We start from the raw sequence: 15,361 nt of genomic DNA on the forward strand, positions 1-15,361 counted from the left end.
AAATATTTTAAATTCATGTTTAGCGAAAAGTCAATGTGTAATTTACCCTCATTTCCACTCACCCGTTTATCCCTCCCCCTTCTCTAAACAAGCTGTCGATGGTTTCCGATATAAATAAAAGTGTTCCCGGTTACCGCCTTTGCGTAAGGGAACCGGATTTAGCAGGAACAAGGAGACTATTGAATGTCACTCAGTTTACGAACAACGTTTGCCCTGATTTCCGCCTTGGTCATCTGTCTTCTGACGCTGGTGCTGAGTACGGTGATCGGCAAAAAAACGACCCATCAGGTCGAAGAAACGATCGGCACCTCGCTTTCGCAGGTCGCTTATCAAATGGCCGACAAACTGGACCATTTTATGTGGTCCCGCGCGGGAGAAATCGAAGTCCTGAGCGAGCTGCTCTCAAGCCGTGACAATGCCGGCGACGCCAAAGAGCTGCGGAATCTGCTCGAACAGCTGAAAAAAAGCTTCCCTTCCTACACATGGGTCGCTTTTATCGATCCCGAAGGGAAGGTGACGGCTTCGACGGACGGCATCCTGACCGGAACCAACATCGCGTCCAGACCCGTTTTCGCCGAAGGAAGGAAAGGGCGGTTCATCGGCGACGTTCACGAAGCCGTTCTGCTCGCCAAACTTTTGCCCAATCCGTCGGGCGAACCGCTTCAATTCGTCGATATCAGCACTCCGGTATACAACAAGCAGGGTCAGCTTACCGGAGTCCTAGCCGCTCATCTCAGCTGGGAGTGGTCCCGCGAAGTCGAAGCTGCGCTCCTGCAGCCCCTTAAAGAGAAAATGAATCAGCTTGAAGTGTTCATAGTGAGCAAGAAAGAAAATACGGTTCTGCTCGGACCCAAAGAATCTCTCTTCCGTCCGCTGGAAACGGTCAGCTTAAGCCGGGCTCAGGCAGGAAGCAACGGATGGCTGACGGAGACGTACCCGAACGGGCAGACCTATTTGAGCGGACATGCCTACGGAGACGGGTATCTGGATTACCCCGGGCTGGGCTGGTCCGTTCTGGTCAGGGAACCTGCCGACGTCGCATTCACGTCCGTTCGCGAGCTGAATACATACATAACCGCAGCCGGCATTATCCTGTCCCTCGTCTTCGCGGTGCTTGCCGCATTTCTCGCCGGCTGGGTCGTCCGGCCGCTGCAAAAAATCACCCGGTCCGCGGATCTTCTCCGGAAAGGCGAGCCTGCGGTTTTCCCGGCTTTCACGTTTATCCGGGAAATCCGCATCTTATCGGATTCCCTGCGCAATCTCGTCGACAACTTGACGAAAACCGAGCATGCTCTGGATCATATGTCCGATCTTGCCCTTCACGACAAGCTGACCGGACTCCCGAACCGTATCGCTCTGGACGCCTACCTGGAACAGGCGATGAGTCAGGCGAAAGAGAACGGGACGACACTGACGTTTCTTTATCTGGATCTCGACGGATTCAAAAAAGTAAACGATTCGCTCGGCCACCTGTTCGGGGATAAGCTTCTCCAGCAGACCGCTCTGCGGCTCACACAGGGATTGAGTCCGGAGAGCCTCCTTTCCCGGGTTGGCGGAGACGAATTTGTCATCGTCCTGCCGACGGGCGACACCGCTCCCGATCCTGCCGCCATCCGTCTGGCCGGAAGCATTCTGGAGAAAATGAACGAGCCGTTTCTCGTAGACGACCATGCGTTAAGAATCGGCTGCAGCATCGGCGCAGCCGTATGGCCGCTTCATCATGAAGATCCGATCGAAACGATGCGCCTTGCCGACCAGGCTCTGTATATGTCCAAGCGCAGCGGGAAAAACCGCGTGACGTTCAGCCCGGATTCCCGTGAGGACGTGTAATTACATACAAAAGGCGGTTTCCCGGGGATGTCCCGTGAAACCGCCTTTTTATCCGTTAAGGACCCGAACGGGCCGTTTTCGTGCCGCGCTGAAGCTCGGCGATGCTCAAGCCGTAGCTCAGCTGCAGATGGGGATAATCGGGGAAACTCGTCCAGTCCCCTCCCCATTCGAAGCCGAGCTCCTTGGCAATCGCGACGACCTGCGTCCAGTCTTTGCGGCCGTCGCCGTTCGTGTCGGCGTTCATGTCCCAGATGATTTTGCCGGATTTCGTTTTGAGGGCAAAATCGATCGCCAAGCCGTAGTTGTGATAAGACTCCCCGCCCTTGGCGTGCGTCACAATTTTCCCTTCGCTTGTCCGTCCCTGGCTGTACAGCTTGTCCTGTTCTTCCATGCTGCGGAAATCGTCCGTAATGACGATTTTAATGCCGATAGCCGCCGTTTTGGCCAGCAGCTCGTCCATTTTCCGGACGACTCCCGGGTCAAGTCCGGTCAGCAGCCGCGCGCTGTCCAGTCCGAGCTTCTCCAGATTTTTCTCGTCCGTTTTCGTCATCACGAGCTGAAAAAGCATGACGGCGGACACCACAGCGGCCAGTATGGCGAATGCGGCTCTGAACAGCCTTCCTTTAGCTGTCATTCCCGGCTTCTGTCTTCGCTTCAAAGCTCCCGCACTTCTCACTTCACTGCGTCGATCCGCTGCCAGTCGCTATCCGTAAACTGGCCCATATACCACAGGGAAACACCTTTTAAGCCATAATACCGCGCCAGCCAGATTTTGCGGTCCACGCTGTCGGAATCCTCGTAAAACAATTCATGCTTGCCCCCATCGGTATACCGGATGTGCCCGAGCAGATAAGGAACGGATAAGGCCGACTGCACACCCGGTTTCTTCAGACGCTCTTCCACGGCCGAACTTGCCGGCGAAGCATACGTAGTCGTTCCGCCCTGTTCGATAAACTGGTCCGTTTTCTTGCTGATGCCGAGAACGAGTTTCTCCGCCGGCACGCCGGCTTTGATCGTATCTCTCACGGATTCGGCAGCGAGCGGAAGCGGTGCGGACGGCAGCCGGTCCGGTTTGTACAGAAACCCGTACGCCATGAGAATGACCGTATCCGCCGTTTTCCCGATGGACGGAAGATCATAGCCTTCGAAATAATAGGTCGGAGGCACCGCTACGGTAAGCGTTTTGCCTTTCGCCGCTTCCTTGACTTCGCTTAAGAAGGCGGAAAATTCCGCTTTCTTGTCCGCTCCGTACAAATCTTCGAAATCTATGCAGACGCCGGTGAAACCGTATTTCGGATCGGAAAGGGTTTCCGCCAGCGCTGCCGTAAACGCTTTGCGTGCGGCCGCATCGCCCAGAAACTCCTCCACGCGGTGCGATTTATTGGCAAATACCATCAGATCTTTGGCTGTTCCGGCGGAATTAGCGGCAGCCGTCACTTCCTGCCAGCCTTCAGGCTGATTGAATTTAAACGGATCGCCCGCCGAGCCGAGCTTGGCGGAGCCGGCACCTTCGTAATTCAGATGCCACCACCCGAGGGCAACGCGGTCCAGCAGCGGCATTTTGCCGAGGCTGTTGTACGACTGCACCGCATAAAATCCGGTGACTTCAAGCGGCTTGTCCGCCGCTTCCTTGTGCAGCAGCCGGTTGATCACCGCCGCCGCTTCCTGGCGGCTCAGCCCCTTATCCGGCTCCAGGCCGTTCTCGCTGCCTTCCAGCATTCCGCGGTTTACCGCGTAATACACGTAAGGCTTCAGCGCCTCGTCGACTCCCGCCGCGTCCGCGAAAGCCCGGCTGCTCTGCTCCCGCTTCCAGCCGCTCTCCAGCCAGCTTGCGCGTTCCGCTTCGCTCAGCTTGTCCAGCAGCAGGCTTCCCATCGCGTAGGCGACTTCTTCCCTGCGGATCGGTGCGGCCGGTTGGAAACCTCCGCCGCTGTCTACCATCGCTTTGATCCAGCCGCGCTGGTGGGCGGCGCCGATCATGGGATAAGACCAGCGGTCCCGGCCGACATCCGTAAGAGTCACGGGATGAGCCGGATCGTATCCGGTTTTGTCCGCCGTGACGAGCAGCTTGATAAATTCTTCGCGGGACATGGCCGCGAGCGGATGAAATCCGCCGTCCTGGTAGCCGTCCAGCGCCCGCACGGCCGCCAGCGTATAAATATGTTCGGCCGACCAGGCGCTCTCCGGCACATCTCCGAACGGTTTTAGTCTCGATTCATACGCGTTCGCCGTGGCCGAGCCCGTCAGTATACAGCCCAAAACGGCCGCAGCGGCCCATTTTTTATTCCTCATTATGTGCCCTCCCCCATGTGTTCGTTGTATTGGACGCAGAAAATGACGAAAAGTTACGGTCGCTGCTCCCGGACGGACAAGAGAAAAACCATCCTCCCGGATGGCCTTCCTTAAAACACTTCACTTGTAAGCCGCTGCTTTAAGATCGCGGCAAGCTCTTCCGCCGTATCCCAGACGAAAGGCCGGATTTTCTCGGAAGGAGAAGCGGCCGCCTCTTCACCGTCCCTTCTGGACGTCCAAATAACGGGAATGTCGCGTCCCATCGCATACCCGCCTGCAAGAAACACTTCGGGTTCGGGAGCGCCGAGATCCGCGATCAGAAGCTTGCTTTCCGCGATCATGCGGAGGCTGTAATCGGCTTCCTTCTCCTTCGCGGTTTTCTCCGCCGTACGCGGCGCATATCCGCACTGCTCAATAACGGGCAGCACTTTCTCCGCCCACTGGAGCCGGTCCTCCCCGTCTTCGGGAAGCACGACAAAGCACGGCTTGAGCCGCTTGCCGCCGAGGCTTTCCTCGGCTGTTTTCCAGCCCTGCGCCGTCAGTTTGAAGCTCGAACCCATGCGTTCGAGAAGCCGTTCTTCCTTCAGCTTCTCCATGATATAGATCAGCTCCTGAAGGTTCGGCGAATAGGTCAAGTTGTAACTCTTCGGAAGCTGCTGAAGCACGACCGCTTCGTCCGGTCCTCCGCTGTGCCTGTAAAAATATTGCAGCAGCCGGATCCCTTTATCTTCTATCGTTACCGGTACACGCGGCGAGTTCCGGATTCCTTCCAGATCGTCAATGGTAAGTCGAACCGTCTCCCCGCAGTCCGTAAGTTCCCTGATGTATGCGGATATGACGGGAAACATAAGATGCTTCGTCTGGTAAGACAGAACGCTGTAAGGGTCGTAGCTGTCCCGGTGAAGCCCGTAGGAGCCATCCGGCGAGCAGTAGCACCCTGTATATAAATCGTACCCGTCCTCACGGCCGATCGGCACGATTTGATCGCAGAATAAACACCGTTTTTTTTCCATCTGCCAATCCCCCCTTCTCCTTTACCTTTCGTACCGCATCGGGGATATGGGGGTGGCGGACGGCAACTTCCAGCAATCTACCAATGCATGTTCCGCCGCCTTTTCCTTGTTAATACCTGACTCAACCCGGCATGTGTGGTAACATAGAGCGGGTAAAGAGGTGTAACCGAGAAAGCGCCCAACAGATCAAGGAGAGCTGACCATGGCCCAGAACCGACGATTAACGACCGACCAGGATTTTAAAGAAGCAATGGACCGCCAAGCGCCGGTCCGCGTGTTCAAGAACGATCATATTGTTGATACGGGGGCCGTCATTACCCGCTTCGACGATTCCACGGTTGTGGTGCAGACACGGGTAAGCGAGCTGACTTATCATGACCGACTTCTCTGCGAGTTTTTCGAAACAAGAAAAAGATAAAGACATAAAACAAGACTGTCTCCGGGGAGACAGTCTTTATCGTTACCCTGCCGCAACCAGCATAGCGGGTTCTTGGACGGCCGGTTTCCAGGACGCTTTCTCATCCAGCACACATGCGAATGCCGGACCGCAGTTCGTCGGAATGACCCATACCGTGTGATCGTGGATGATCGAACGCGGCAGGCGATAACCCGACAAGCCCGCTTGAATCACGGACGCGTAATCTTCCGGTCTGCTAACTCTCAGATTCAGCCGGATCGTGCCGTACACTTTGAAACGGCCTCCTTCGCGGATATCCTCCACACGCGTCCACTCGACCGCATCTACGGATTCCATCCGGAACTCGGCCTTCTCCCCCTCGTCGTTCACCATCTGAACGGGGCTGAGATCGATGCTTTCTCTGTTTAACAGGAAAGCGGCCGTTTCGGCAGCCTGCGATTTACTTCCCGCAGACACGATTAAAGAAAGCGAAGCTTGAAACAAAATCACGGGTTCTTCTCTTCTCTCCATAAACAATTAATCTTCTCCTTCTGTGCATGTCAATTAGCGTTTGCCTGTCATAGATGACCTAATCTTTGAAAACACTCTACAAGATACCTATGACGGAGCCCGCTTGAATATGTGCGATTACGCGCATAAATGTGATTATAGATCGTATAGGCCGAGATGTTTGTCAAACCTTCGGCGGATATTTTCCAATTTATTGTTGAAAAATGGAAAACGGTAAGATGGAATTTTAAGCGTCCGGAACCGTCCGGTCCGTCTCTGGAAATCTATCTGTTCGGGTCCGGAAACTCCGGATTTGTCTGCGGGCTGATCTCGGGTGTAACCGTCGGCTTGATTTCCGGCGGCGCGGCAGGCGGTGTTTCGGGAACCGTCCGCGGAGCGACCTCCGGCACATCGTTCGGCTTGATTTCCGGCGGTGTCTTGGGTGTTATCTCAGGAGTCTCATTGGAAAAAACGGCCTTACTGGCTTCCTCGTTGTTTCTCATAACCTAATCAACACCTCCTCTTCTCTTACTTAACCAATCCCCGGCAGTTTGAAAGAGTCTTTTTGCAAAAAGGTCTTCGGCTCCCAGGTAAATATGTTAATATTATGAAAAAAACGAGTTATTGAGGGGGCTTGCGTGATGGAGCGCTTTTTCGGTGCAAACGAGGCGGAGGGATTTACCGCTTTTTCGGGAGCTCACTGGATGGCTTTAACGGTTTGCGCGGCACTCGTTCTTGCGCTCTATTGCGCGAGGAATTGGCTCAGGCAGGGGAAACGGGCTGTGCGGGGACGCATCGCTCTTGCCCTTACGCTGGTGCTTTGCGAAGCGGGCCTGAACGTGTGGTATGCCGCCGAGGGCATCTACGATGTCCGGTATACCCTCCCGCTTGAACTTTGCAGCATTTCTCTGTATCTCAGCGTCATTATGCTGCTGCTCAGGAGCAAGCTTCTGTTTCAGGTCGTTTATTTCACCGGAATCGGCGGGGCCCTGATGGCACTGGCTACGCCTGTTCTCTGGTACGCGTTTCCGCACTTCCGTTTTTTCGAATTTTTTGCCGCTCATATCGCCATCATTCTCGGCGTTCTTTATTTGATCTGGGTGGAAGACTTCCGCCCCGCTTTCAAATCCGTGTTCTTGACGATGGGCTATCTTAACGTGCTGCTCGTAGCAGTCGGGACCGTTAACCTCCTGACCGGGGGCAATTATATGTTCTTGGCCCGCAAACCCGAAAGTGCCTCCCTGCTCGACTATCTCGGACCGTATCCGTGGTATCTCCTGTCATTGGAGGCTGCCGCTTTCGTCATTTTCCTGCTTATGTATCTTCCGTTCGCCCGCGGCTCTCTCCGGTCAAAGAATCCCAGGTTTCCTCATGTCCGGTAATGCTGCGGCTATCAGAGGCTAAAGAGGCTGCCAGCGGCGCCACCGGCAGCCTTCGGCTTTCCAGTCCGCTCTGTTCCCGCCCAACTAAAAAAACCGCAGGGTCCGTTCGCGAAGGAACAGACCTGCGGGTCCGATAAACCGGAAGCTTCCGGTTGTATAGGTGTAATACTCAAGCTCAACGCGGCATGCTCCGCGTTCTTTTGTACATGCCTTAGGCGCTCGGCCTAAGCTCCGATCGGTTGAAGTTCGAGCTCCAGTTCATCGATCGCTTCGTGATAAGCCAGAAGCGACTCCCGGATAATTTCGTCGAGCATCGGCCCGCTCGTCAACGGAAGCAGCTCACGGGCGTAAGCCCAGGCGTTTTCTTCGATGCGCAAGGCGATCCGTCTGCGCTCCAGCTCGCTGTCCGACGTCTCCAGCAGGGACGCCAGCCGATCCAGGTCCCCGTCCTCGGCATGGCCGATTTCGTGGGCAAGCACGATGTCGACATACGCGTCCAGCCTGTCGAGCGAACCGTACAGCTGCGTGCACTGCGCTTTAATTTCTTCTATATATAAGGTAATGAGATGACGGCCCATATTGTACTTTCCGCCGGCCATCCGTCCTCCGGGAAAATGCGACTCCAGCTCGACACGAACCTGACTGTTCGAAACGCTCAACAGCCGATTCACACGATCTTCAATCAACCGATTTTTCAACCGATCTTCAATCCCTTCCTTGATAGTCTTCGATGTTGTTACCAGCTATTATATCGAATTCGGGAAAGGAAATAAACTGTTTATTTACCCGATTATGGCCGGGTCGAAACAAAAATAAAAAAAGACTCCGGTTTTTACCGCCGAAGTCTTTTTGCTTGCGCTCCCCGCCTGCCGGAGCTTATTCCCAAGGGTATTTGGTCAGCAGGAAGTCGGCAAACGTTTTGCTGGCTTCTCTTCTTACCTTACGGATTTCCGCACGGTGTTCGGCGGTTTCGTAGAGCTTGTTCTCTTCTTCCGTTTCGGGAATGACTCTCGGAACCGGCACCGCCTTGTTGTCGTCGTCCAGGCCGACAAAGGTCAGAAAAGCGGTCGCCGCGATTTTTCTTACGCCGGTAACCAGGTCTTCCGTAATGACTTTGACGAACACTTCCATGGAGGTCCTGCCTGTCCAAGTCACGAAAGACTCCAGGGAAACGGAATCGGACGGACGGATCGGGTATAGAAAATCGACGGAGTCCGTCGAGGCCGTAACGGCCGTAACCCGGCAGAGCTTGGACGCCGAGATGGAGGCAATATCGTCGATATAAGACATCAGCTTACCGCCGAACATCGTATTGTGATTGTTAACATCGGGAGGGAATACACGGGCTACTTTCATACATCTTGTTTCTTTGACAAATTTGCTTTCCATTATGCAGACGCTTCTTTCGTAGTTAGAATTTGGTAAAGGGTTCTATTCCGCGGGGATAACCCTGAATTTTGACGGACTCCTAGTGTAACAATTTCTTTTGTGCTTTGTCAAAGCGCCTTTTCAGTTTTTCCGCCAACCTCCCTTTTCATCCTGTAATCTCCTGTAAATGAAACAAATAAAGCAAATGAAGAGGTTCGGGAAGGCCCGCGTCGCTTCAACAAAAAAAGCTGATTTTCGCGGGACGAAAACCAGCTTCTTTATTATTTTTTCAGTCCGTTGATATACCCGGTCCATTTGGTCAGCACATCTTCGATTTCCGCGATCCGGAAAGGCTTGCTGACATAATCCTGCATCCCGCTCGCCAGGCAGTTCACCCGGTCTTCTTTGCGGGCGTAAGCCGTCACGGCGACGATGACGGGACTGTTGTCCGCAGGCGCCCCCTGGCGGATTCTTCTCGCGGCTTCCAGACCGTCCATGTTGGGCATCGCGATATCCATAAAGATAAGATCGTATGATTTCCGCGCAAAAGCTTCGACCGCCTCGGCCCCGTCCTCCGCGATGTCGGGTTCGTACCCGCGCTTTCTCAAAATCGTCTGCAGCAGTTTCCGGTTCATCGGATTGTCTTCCGCGATCAGGATGGACAACTCCTCCCCATCGCCGGAATATTTCTTGGAAGGGGCCGAAGGCAGCAGCGTTAGAGCGGGATAAGCCGGGCCCGGTGAATCCGAGAAGCGGAATAACAGGTAAGCGCCCGTCAAATCCAGTTCTTTGGAGACGGCTAATTTTTCCGGAAGCCTGATTTTTCGTTCCAGCGTATACGTATATGCTTTCGTTTTGGGCTTCTCGAGTTGCGCTCCAGGGGAAGTGGCGTCCGATTCGCCGGACGTTCTGCCGCCCTCCGCCAGATCATACGGCATGTGCTTTCTCATTCCATGTAAGTGTTTCAAGAGTTCCGGATCCCTCCTTGCGGCGATTTGATTCGGTAAAAAGCAAGAGCCAAGAAACACGCTTCCGCGTGTTCTTGGCTCATGACCAGCGTATGTATGATATCTGGGCATTCAGTCCGTCAATTTATTTAAATGTATAGACCAGAACGCTTCTGTCTCTTTCGAAGTCCCAGTCCAGATATAAGCCGGTTACGGTTCTGCCGATCGCTTGTTCCATATCGACATCATGCAGTAAGAGCTTTTTTTCGAGGGAGGTTTTGGCGACCCTCAAGGCGTTCTCGTAGCCCGTTTTAATCAGCTCTTTTTCCAGCATGATGAGCAAGCCTTCCCTGACGATAATAAGCGTTCTCGGATTCGTCCAGAACGAGTATATACGGTCGGGAATTTTTTGTACGTGTGCCGTCACATCGCTCACCTGCTGGTGAACTTTCTCGTAGCCGGCGTATTTCTCCTGTATATCCGCATCGAGCGATTTATTCGTCAAACCGATCATAATGCCCGAGTGATCTTCCAAATCCCAGTCATAATAGATTTCCTCAATCGCGATGCCCACGGTCTGGGTAATAAATTCCTTCAAGTCCGGCAGCAGCACATCCATAACCATCTGGCGGGTTTCACGGACCGCTTCGCCTTTCTGCTTATCGAGCAGAATCATTTCAACCGCACTTACGAAATTCCGGAAATGCAGAGTAATGCCGTATTCATTATACGAGATAAAAATGGACTCAGGTCCTTTGCCAAAACGTTCCCTGAGCATCTTTCCCGTCTGGCTTGATAATTGGCTCAGTGCAGTCTTCTTCTCCAAAAGTAACCTTCCTTTAAACCGTTGGCGTCTACGTCCAAGGATCCTAAATTTGTCTGCCCCAAAAATCAATGGCGTTCATGTCCAGTGATCCACTAGAAATTATAATACAATTTGCACGTTTTATAAAGGAATTCTTATCCTGCCCGGTTCCGGACTTTTTATGTAAAAAAAGAAAAAGCGGTCCGCAGCGCACCGCGGCTCGCCATGCGGCCGATAAAGCGCTTACCCTTTTACCGCGCCCGATTGAACGCCTTTGATAAAATAGCTCTGGAAGCCGATAAATACGGCGAGAATGGGCAGCAGGGCAATAACCGAGCCTGCCGCGATCAGCCTGGTGTTGGTGACGAACGTGCCTTTAAGCTTGTAAAGACCCAGCGTAAGCGGGTAAAGCCGGTCGTCCTCGATGACGAGGTACGGCCACAAAAAATTGTTCCACGAACCGATAAAGCTGAGAATGGCAAGCGTCGCCAGCATCGGCCTCACCATCGGCATCATGATCAGCAGGAAAATCCGGATCACGCCCGCCCCGTCGATCACGGCCGATTCCTCGATTTCTTTGGGAATGCCGAGGAACCCCTGCCTCATCAGAAAAATGCCGAAAGCCGATACGGCGGCGGGCAGAATGACGCCCGTATACGAGCCGAGAAGATGCAGCTTGTTCAGGAGCAGATAGACGGGAATCATGGTCACCTCGCCCGGAATCATCATCGTCGCGATAATGACCAGGAATACGGCCTCCTTCCCTTTGAATGTCATCCTTGCCAGAGGAAAAGCCGCCATGGAGCAGAACACGGCCGGGAGCAGCACGCCGAAGAAGGCGAGCACGGTACTGTTCCATACATACAAGGGCAGGGGCAGGGAATTCCACACCGCCGCATAGTTTTCGAGCGTAAACAGCTCGGGTATAAAACGCGGCGGCATCGAATTCAAGGTTTCATTTTGCCCTTTCAGAGAGGTGGACAGCGTCCATAAAAAAGGAACAATCATGACGACCGCCATCAGAGTCAAGCACACGTAAGAAAGCAGGTGCCTGACTGCCGGTCGTCTCTTCCTCCATTTCCGCAGATCCGGTGCGGACGGTGCGGCTGCCGGTTGTATCTTCATCGCATTGTCACTCTCCTTCCATCGAACGCTTGTTAACGAGCGTGAGAAGCAGGATGACGATAAACAGCACGAACGAGACGGCGCTGGCATAGCCCATATCCAACTGCTTGAAAGCTTCGTCGAACACCATGTACACAACGGTCGTCGAAGCTCCGATAGGACCTCCCTCGGTCATGGTCAGCATGAGCGTGAACTCTTTGAAGGCCCCCATCGTAGAGACGACGGAAACAAAGAAAACAACCGGCTTCAGCATGGGAAACGTGATGCGGATATGCCTGCTCCAGAAGCCGGCGCCGTCCAGCTCCGCCGCTTCGTACAGATCTTCCGGCACGGCCTGCAAACCGGCCAAATAAAACAGCATATAATAGCCGAGCCCCTGCCAGACGGTCACGATCGCAAGACTTGGCATCACAAAATACTTGCTTGTCAGCCACTTGACCGGCTCCGCTCCGAACAAGCTCAGCATGTAGTTGAGAATGCCTTCGCTCTGAAACATCCAGCTCCACAAGAAGGCCGTGACGACGACGGATACAAGCGCCGGAAAATAGTAAATCAGGCGGAAAACTTTCACACCGGTCAGGGTCTGATTGACGAGAATGGCGAGAAAAACAGGCAGAATGACAAGGGCCGGCGTAACGAGAAGCCAGTAATAGAACGTGTTGAACATCGCCCGCCAAAATTGCGCATCCCCCAGCAGAGACCGGTAATTGGCCAGCCCGATCCACTCCATCGGTTCGAATACGTTATAAGACGTAAAGCTGAGATAGAAGGCGGCCGCGGCAGGGAGTATGCTGAACAGGAGCAGCAAAAGCCCTGCGGGCGCCAGGAACGCCCAGGCGTGAATTGTCTTGTACATCTCGAAGAGACCTCCCAGTCCGTTCGTCACCGGACGGTACAAGCGCAAGCGCACACACGCACTCGTGCACAGCCCGGTGACGGGATCCTGTCTTCTTCCGTAAATTCGTGATGTCGGCGAAGCCGGCTCCGCCTATTTAAGCAGCTTGTTTACGGCCGCTTCGGCATCGTTCAGCGCTTGGGCCGGATCTTTATCCTCCAGCAGCACTTTATGAAACTCGTCGTTAAGGGCTTTGTTGATTTTCGAAATGTTCTCGACCGGCGGGAACATGTTTTCCGAAATTTCCAGCTGTTTGGCCGCATAGTAAAGGCCTTTCTCGGCGGGATCGGCCGATTCTTTTCCTTTCGTGAAGAACGGATCTTCCGCCGCTTTCTTGACGGATGGCAGAATGGCGACAATTCGGGCGAACTTCAGCTGGTTATCGCCGTTAGTCAGGAACTTGGCGAAATCGGCGGCTTCTTTTTTATGTTTGCTCTTGGCGGAAACGGCGATATTCATGATGGCCACGTTCACCTTGCCGCTGGAGCCGACCAGCGCGCCGGTCGAATCCGATTTGGCGTATACCGCCGGGGACAAATCCTTTACCTGCCGGAAAAGCTGCGGCCCCGTTCCCCAGAACGCGATTTTCTCCTGCGCGTACCACTCCTGCGGCTTTGCCTGGTTTAACAATATTTCATCGGGAATGAGTCCCGCTTTGTAGCGCTCCTTGAATTTCTTAAAAATTTCGAGCGTCTTTTCATGGTTAAAGGCCGCTTTCTTGTAATCGTCGCTGACGAGCTTAATTCCGTTCTGAGGCAGATACAAGTGAATATCTTTCAGCGTATTTCCGTAGGCACCCGTCTTTTCTTTAATCACCCCGGACATCTCCCACGACTCTTCTTCCGTCTTCGGCGGAGCGTCGAAGCCCGCTTTCTTAAGAAGCTCCTTGTTATACAGCTGAACGCTGTTCGATAAATACCAGGGCAGCGCATACGAGACTCCCTGGAATTCGCCGGCCGACCAGACGCCCTCGAAGTAATCCTTCTTCACGTCGGCAGCCAGCTCCTCCATACTGGCGACCGCGCCGAGAGCGGCCAGCTTTTTCAAATAATCCGTGTTGAGATTCAGCACATCGGCCAAAGAGCCCGAGGTAGCGGATGTAAGCGTTTTCTGTTCAACGGCCTCAAAAGGAATGTCCTGCCACTTCACCTTCACGCCGGGATTTTTGCTTTCAAACTCTTGAATGACACCGTTTAAGTAAACGTCGAAGGTCGGGCTCAGCGCGATCGTCCAGAACGTAATTTCTTTCTTGTCTCCTTTGCTTGACTGCTCAGCGGAAGCGTCAGGCAATGCGGACGTTCCCGGACCCGTATCCGATTTGGAGCAGGCTGCCGTGAAGAACAGCCCTGCGGCCATGACTAACGGAAGCCATCGTAAAGATGTTTTCAATAAAAACCCTCCCCGGAATGAAGTATTGGATAATATTACCTTTATATTATTATAAAAACGGATTATTCCTTTTTTCAAAGAAATCGCTTTCATAATACCCGGATAAAGATTCGCAGCCTCGTCGATGTTTAAAAACCGTCTCCTTTTAATAGACGCGTTTCATCCGCCATTTATTCTTCTTTACACGATCCATAATAACCCGGAGCAAAAAAAATAGCCCCGCAAAAGGGGCTATCGCTCGCCATGTGTGCCCGGCTTCCGGCCGGTTACTGGAGGGTCAGCGAGTAAATGGCGCGCTCGGTTTTCAGCACGACGCTGTCTTCGCTTAGATCCGCCACGGAGAGGCCTTCCAGCGGGATGACGAAAGTTCCTTGCGGAAGGGCTTCTTCACTGCCGTTGTTGAGAACCGTGCCTTCCCCGTAAAGAAGCAGCGCACTGCCGTTCGTATAATCGTCCGGAGCATCGGGCTGATACTCCCGGTATTCAAACTGGTTCAGTTGAAGATCGACGCGGTCGATATCTTCCTGTTCCTCTTTGGCGATCCGAATTGACTTATTCGTGTTGGAATTTAACCAGTCCGTGACGGGCTGGAGCTCGTTAGCCATAGGTACCCCTCCTTCTCGTAATGAGACTCTATCTTCCTTTACCCCGATTCTGTATAAGTTGAACGAAATCTTTCGTTTTCATTCTCCCGCCGCCTAAGCAGGACCAAAAAATCAGCCGATATATCGGGAAAGAACGGACTCGTATACGGATTTGGGGCGAAGCCCGACAAGTTTCTCGACCGGCTGTCCCCGGTGCAGGACAAGCACGGTAGGCATCGACATGACACCGAAGGCCGAGGCCGCTTCCGGAGAGTCATCGCAGTCGATCTTCAGGATGTTCGCTTTACCGGCATATTCCGTGCTGAGCTCCTCCAGAATCGGCAGAAGCGTTTTGCAGGGCGGGCACCACACCGCGGTAAAATCGATAACGGTCACGCCTTCAGCGGAAATATGATCCGGGTATGTGGCATCGTTTACGGTTGTCAGACTCATTGGCTTTTCTCCTCCCTGGTTTCGTTGCTTAAAATATAATAGATTCTTTCTTCCAGATTCGATTTGATGCTCTGAAGCACTCCGATCTGCTCTTCGATTTCCGAAAGCTTCTGCTTGTAAACCGGAAGCACCTCGGAACAGAAGGCTTCATTATTCATGAGCACGCAGTGGAGAAACCCGGAAATTTGCCCGGTATTGAGTCCAAGCCCGAGATACAGCTGGATCGTCTGCACCTGTTCGACGGCGAACGGAGCATATTCCCGGTATCCGTTGTCCCCGCGGATCGGCGAAAGCAGCCCCTGTTCCTCGTAATAGCGGAGGGAGCGGATGCTGACTCCGGTACGGGCGGAAAGCTCCCCGATTTTCATTCC

At 53.5% G+C, this 15,361-nt stretch carries 18 protein-coding genes; 3 read left to right on the top strand and 15 right to left on the bottom strand.

Features of this window, described 5'->3' with window-relative positions; translation table 11 throughout:
• The first annotated feature begins 183 nt into the window (after nucleotides 1-183).
• Nucleotides 184-1,830 (top strand): diguanylate cyclase domain-containing protein, encoded by a 1,647-nt coding sequence (locus tag ABC395_RS15275; RefSeq protein WP_413004371.1) that lies wholly within the window; start codon nucleotides 184-186, stop codon nucleotides 1,828-1,830.
• A gap of 55 nt (nucleotides 1,831-1,885) precedes the next feature.
• Here the strand turns inward: ABC395_RS15275 and ABC395_RS15280 are convergent, their stop codons facing one another.
• The 3 genes from ABC395_RS15280 to ABC395_RS15290 all read right to left on the bottom strand — a co-directional run bounded on the left by ABC395_RS15280 (nucleotide 1,886) and on the right by ABC395_RS15290 (nucleotide 5,135).
• Nucleotides 1,886-2,464 (bottom strand): M15 family metallopeptidase, encoded by a 579-nt coding sequence (locus ABC395_RS15280; RefSeq protein WP_413004373.1) that lies wholly within the window; start codon nucleotides 2,462-2,464, stop codon nucleotides 1,886-1,888.
• Between the two features lie 38 nt (nucleotides 2,465-2,502).
• On the bottom strand, nucleotides 2,503-4,122 hold the full coding sequence (locus tag ABC395_RS15285) for a glycosyl hydrolase family 18 protein (protein WP_413004375.1): 1,620 nt from the start codon (nucleotides 4,120-4,122) through the stop codon (nucleotides 2,503-2,505).
• A gap of 110 nt (nucleotides 4,123-4,232) precedes the next feature.
• A complete protein-coding gene (locus tag ABC395_RS15290) occupies nucleotides 4,233-5,135 on the bottom strand; it encodes a hypothetical protein (RefSeq protein ID WP_413004377.1) in 903 nt (300 codons plus the stop codon).
• A 202-nt stretch (nucleotides 5,136-5,337) separates the two neighbouring features.
• On the opposite strand from ABC395_RS15290, the gene ABC395_RS15295 reads away from it, so the two are divergent.
• Nucleotides 5,338-5,553: a hypothetical protein gene (locus tag ABC395_RS15295; RefSeq protein WP_413004379.1), complete on the top strand. Its 216-nt coding sequence runs from the start codon at nucleotides 5,338-5,340 to the stop codon at nucleotides 5,551-5,553.
• Nucleotides 5,554-5,595: 42 nt separating this feature from the next.
• Here ABC395_RS15295 and ABC395_RS15300 read toward each other — a convergent pair whose 3' ends face one another.
• Together ABC395_RS15300 and ABC395_RS15305 are read right to left on the bottom strand one after the other, a co-directional pair.
• Nucleotides 5,596-6,063 carry a hypothetical protein gene (locus ABC395_RS15300; RefSeq protein ID WP_413004381.1) on the bottom strand — a complete coding sequence of 156 codons (468 nt, stop codon included), beginning with the start codon at nucleotides 6,061-6,063 and terminating at the stop codon, nucleotides 5,596-5,598.
• Nucleotides 6,064-6,326: 263 nt separating this feature from the next.
• A complete protein-coding gene (locus ABC395_RS15305; RefSeq protein WP_413004383.1) occupies nucleotides 6,327-6,545 on the bottom strand; it encodes a hypothetical protein in 219 nt (72 codons plus the stop codon).
• 138 nt (nucleotides 6,546-6,683) lie between these two features.
• On the opposite strand from ABC395_RS15305, the gene ABC395_RS15310 reads away from it, so the two are divergent.
• A complete protein-coding gene (locus ABC395_RS15310) occupies nucleotides 6,684-7,424 on the top strand; it encodes a YwaF family protein (protein WP_413004385.1) in 741 nt (246 codons plus the stop codon).
• Nucleotides 7,425-7,648: 224 nt separating this feature from the next.
• Here the strand turns inward: ABC395_RS15310 and ABC395_RS15315 are convergent, their stop codons facing one another.
• The 10 genes from ABC395_RS15315 to ABC395_RS15360 form a co-directional block, all read right to left on the bottom strand.
• On the bottom strand, nucleotides 7,649-8,122 hold the full coding sequence (locus ABC395_RS15315) for a hypothetical protein (protein ID WP_413004387.1): 474 nt from the start codon (nucleotides 8,120-8,122) through the stop codon (nucleotides 7,649-7,651).
• 178 nt (nucleotides 8,123-8,300) lie between these two features.
• A complete protein-coding gene (locus ABC395_RS15320) occupies nucleotides 8,301-8,813 on the bottom strand; it encodes an acyl-CoA thioesterase (protein ID WP_009672792.1) in 513 nt (170 codons plus the stop codon).
• 260 nt (nucleotides 8,814-9,073) lie between these two features.
• Entirely contained in the window at nucleotides 9,074-9,760 is a 687-nt protein-coding gene (locus ABC395_RS15325) for a response regulator (protein WP_413004389.1), read from the bottom strand.
• A 124-nt stretch (nucleotides 9,761-9,884) separates the two neighbouring features.
• Nucleotides 9,885-10,565, bottom strand: coding sequence for a Na-translocating system protein MpsC family protein (locus ABC395_RS15330; RefSeq protein WP_413004391.1), 681 nt, complete (start codon nucleotides 10,563-10,565; stop codon nucleotides 9,885-9,887).
• Between the two features lie 222 nt (nucleotides 10,566-10,787).
• Entirely contained in the window at nucleotides 10,788-11,669 is an 882-nt protein-coding gene (locus ABC395_RS15335; protein WP_413004393.1) for a carbohydrate ABC transporter permease, read from the bottom strand.
• A gap of 7 nt (nucleotides 11,670-11,676) precedes the next feature.
• Nucleotides 11,677-12,525, bottom strand: coding sequence for a carbohydrate ABC transporter permease (locus ABC395_RS15340; RefSeq protein WP_413004395.1), 849 nt, complete (start codon nucleotides 12,523-12,525; stop codon nucleotides 11,677-11,679).
• 132 nt (nucleotides 12,526-12,657) lie between these two features.
• Nucleotides 12,658-13,953 carry an ABC transporter substrate-binding protein gene (locus tag ABC395_RS15345; protein WP_413004397.1) on the bottom strand — a complete coding sequence of 432 codons (1,296 nt, stop codon included), beginning with the start codon at nucleotides 13,951-13,953 and terminating at the stop codon, nucleotides 12,658-12,660.
• A 266-nt stretch (nucleotides 13,954-14,219) separates the two neighbouring features.
• Complete coding sequence (gene ymzB / locus ABC395_RS15350) at nucleotides 14,220-14,558, bottom strand: protein YmzB (RefSeq protein ID WP_413004399.1); 339 nt, start codon at nucleotides 14,556-14,558, stop codon at nucleotides 14,220-14,222.
• 111 nt (nucleotides 14,559-14,669) lie between these two features.
• Nucleotides 14,670-14,990 carry a thioredoxin family protein gene (locus ABC395_RS15355; RefSeq protein WP_413004401.1) on the bottom strand — a complete coding sequence of 107 codons (321 nt, stop codon included), beginning with the start codon at nucleotides 14,988-14,990 and terminating at the stop codon, nucleotides 14,670-14,672.
• Complete coding sequence (locus ABC395_RS15360; protein ID WP_413004403.1) at nucleotides 14,987-15,358, bottom strand: MerR family transcriptional regulator; 372 nt, start codon at nucleotides 15,356-15,358, stop codon at nucleotides 14,987-14,989. Before ABC395_RS15360 ends, ABC395_RS15355 begins: the two co-directional genes overlap by 4 nt.
• Nucleotides 15,359-15,361 lie beyond the last annotated feature (3 nt).

This window comes from Paenibacillus canaveralius (assembly GCF_047238265.1).
In the GTDB taxonomy this organism is placed as follows: Bacteria; Bacillota; Bacilli; order Paenibacillales; family NBRC-103111; genus Paenibacillus_F.

Coding starts and splice junctions, on each gene's coding strand:
- ABC395_RS15295 (WP_413004379.1), top strand. CDS start 5,338: ATGGCCCAGAACCGACGATTAACGACCGACCAGGATTTTAAAGAAGCA.
- ABC395_RS15300 (WP_413004381.1), bottom strand. CDS start 6,063: ATGGAGAGAAGAGAAGAACCCGTGATTTTGTTTCAAGCTTCGCTTTCT.
- ABC395_RS15280 (WP_413004373.1), bottom strand. CDS start 2,464: ATGACAGCTAAAGGAAGGCTGTTCAGAGCCGCATTCGCCATACTGGCC.
- ABC395_RS15310 (WP_413004385.1), top strand. CDS start 6,684: ATGGAGCGCTTTTTCGGTGCAAACGAGGCGGAGGGATTTACCGCTTTT.
- ABC395_RS15285 (WP_413004375.1), bottom strand. CDS start 4,122: ATGAGGAATAAAAAATGGGCCGCTGCGGCCGTTTTGGGCTGTATACTG.
- ABC395_RS15290 (WP_413004377.1), bottom strand. CDS start 5,135: ATGGAAAAAAAACGGTGTTTATTCTGCGATCAAATCGTGCCGATCGGC.
- ABC395_RS15335 (WP_413004393.1), bottom strand. CDS start 11,669: ATGAAGATACAACCGGCAGCCGCACCGTCCGCACCGGATCTGCGGAAA.
- ABC395_RS15305 (WP_413004383.1), bottom strand. CDS start 6,545: ATGAGAAACAACGAGGAAGCCAGTAAGGCCGTTTTTTCCAATGAGACT.
- ABC395_RS15340 (WP_413004395.1), bottom strand. CDS start 12,525: ATGTACAAGACAATTCACGCCTGGGCGTTCCTGGCGCCCGCAGGGCTT.
- ABC395_RS15320 (WP_009672792.1), bottom strand. CDS start 8,813: ATGGAAAGCAAATTTGTCAAAGAAACAAGATGTATGAAAGTAGCCCGT.
- ABC395_RS15360 (WP_413004403.1), bottom strand. CDS start 15,358: ATGAAAATCGGGGAGCTTTCCGCCCGTACCGGAGTCAGCATCCGCTCC.
- ABC395_RS15275 (WP_413004371.1), top strand. CDS start 184: ATGTCACTCAGTTTACGAACAACGTTTGCCCTGATTTCCGCCTTGGTC.
- ABC395_RS15355 (WP_413004401.1), bottom strand. CDS start 14,990: ATGAGTCTGACAACCGTAAACGATGCCACATACCCGGATCATATTTCC.
- ymzB (WP_413004399.1), bottom strand. CDS start 14,558: ATGGCTAACGAGCTCCAGCCCGTCACGGACTGGTTAAATTCCAACACG.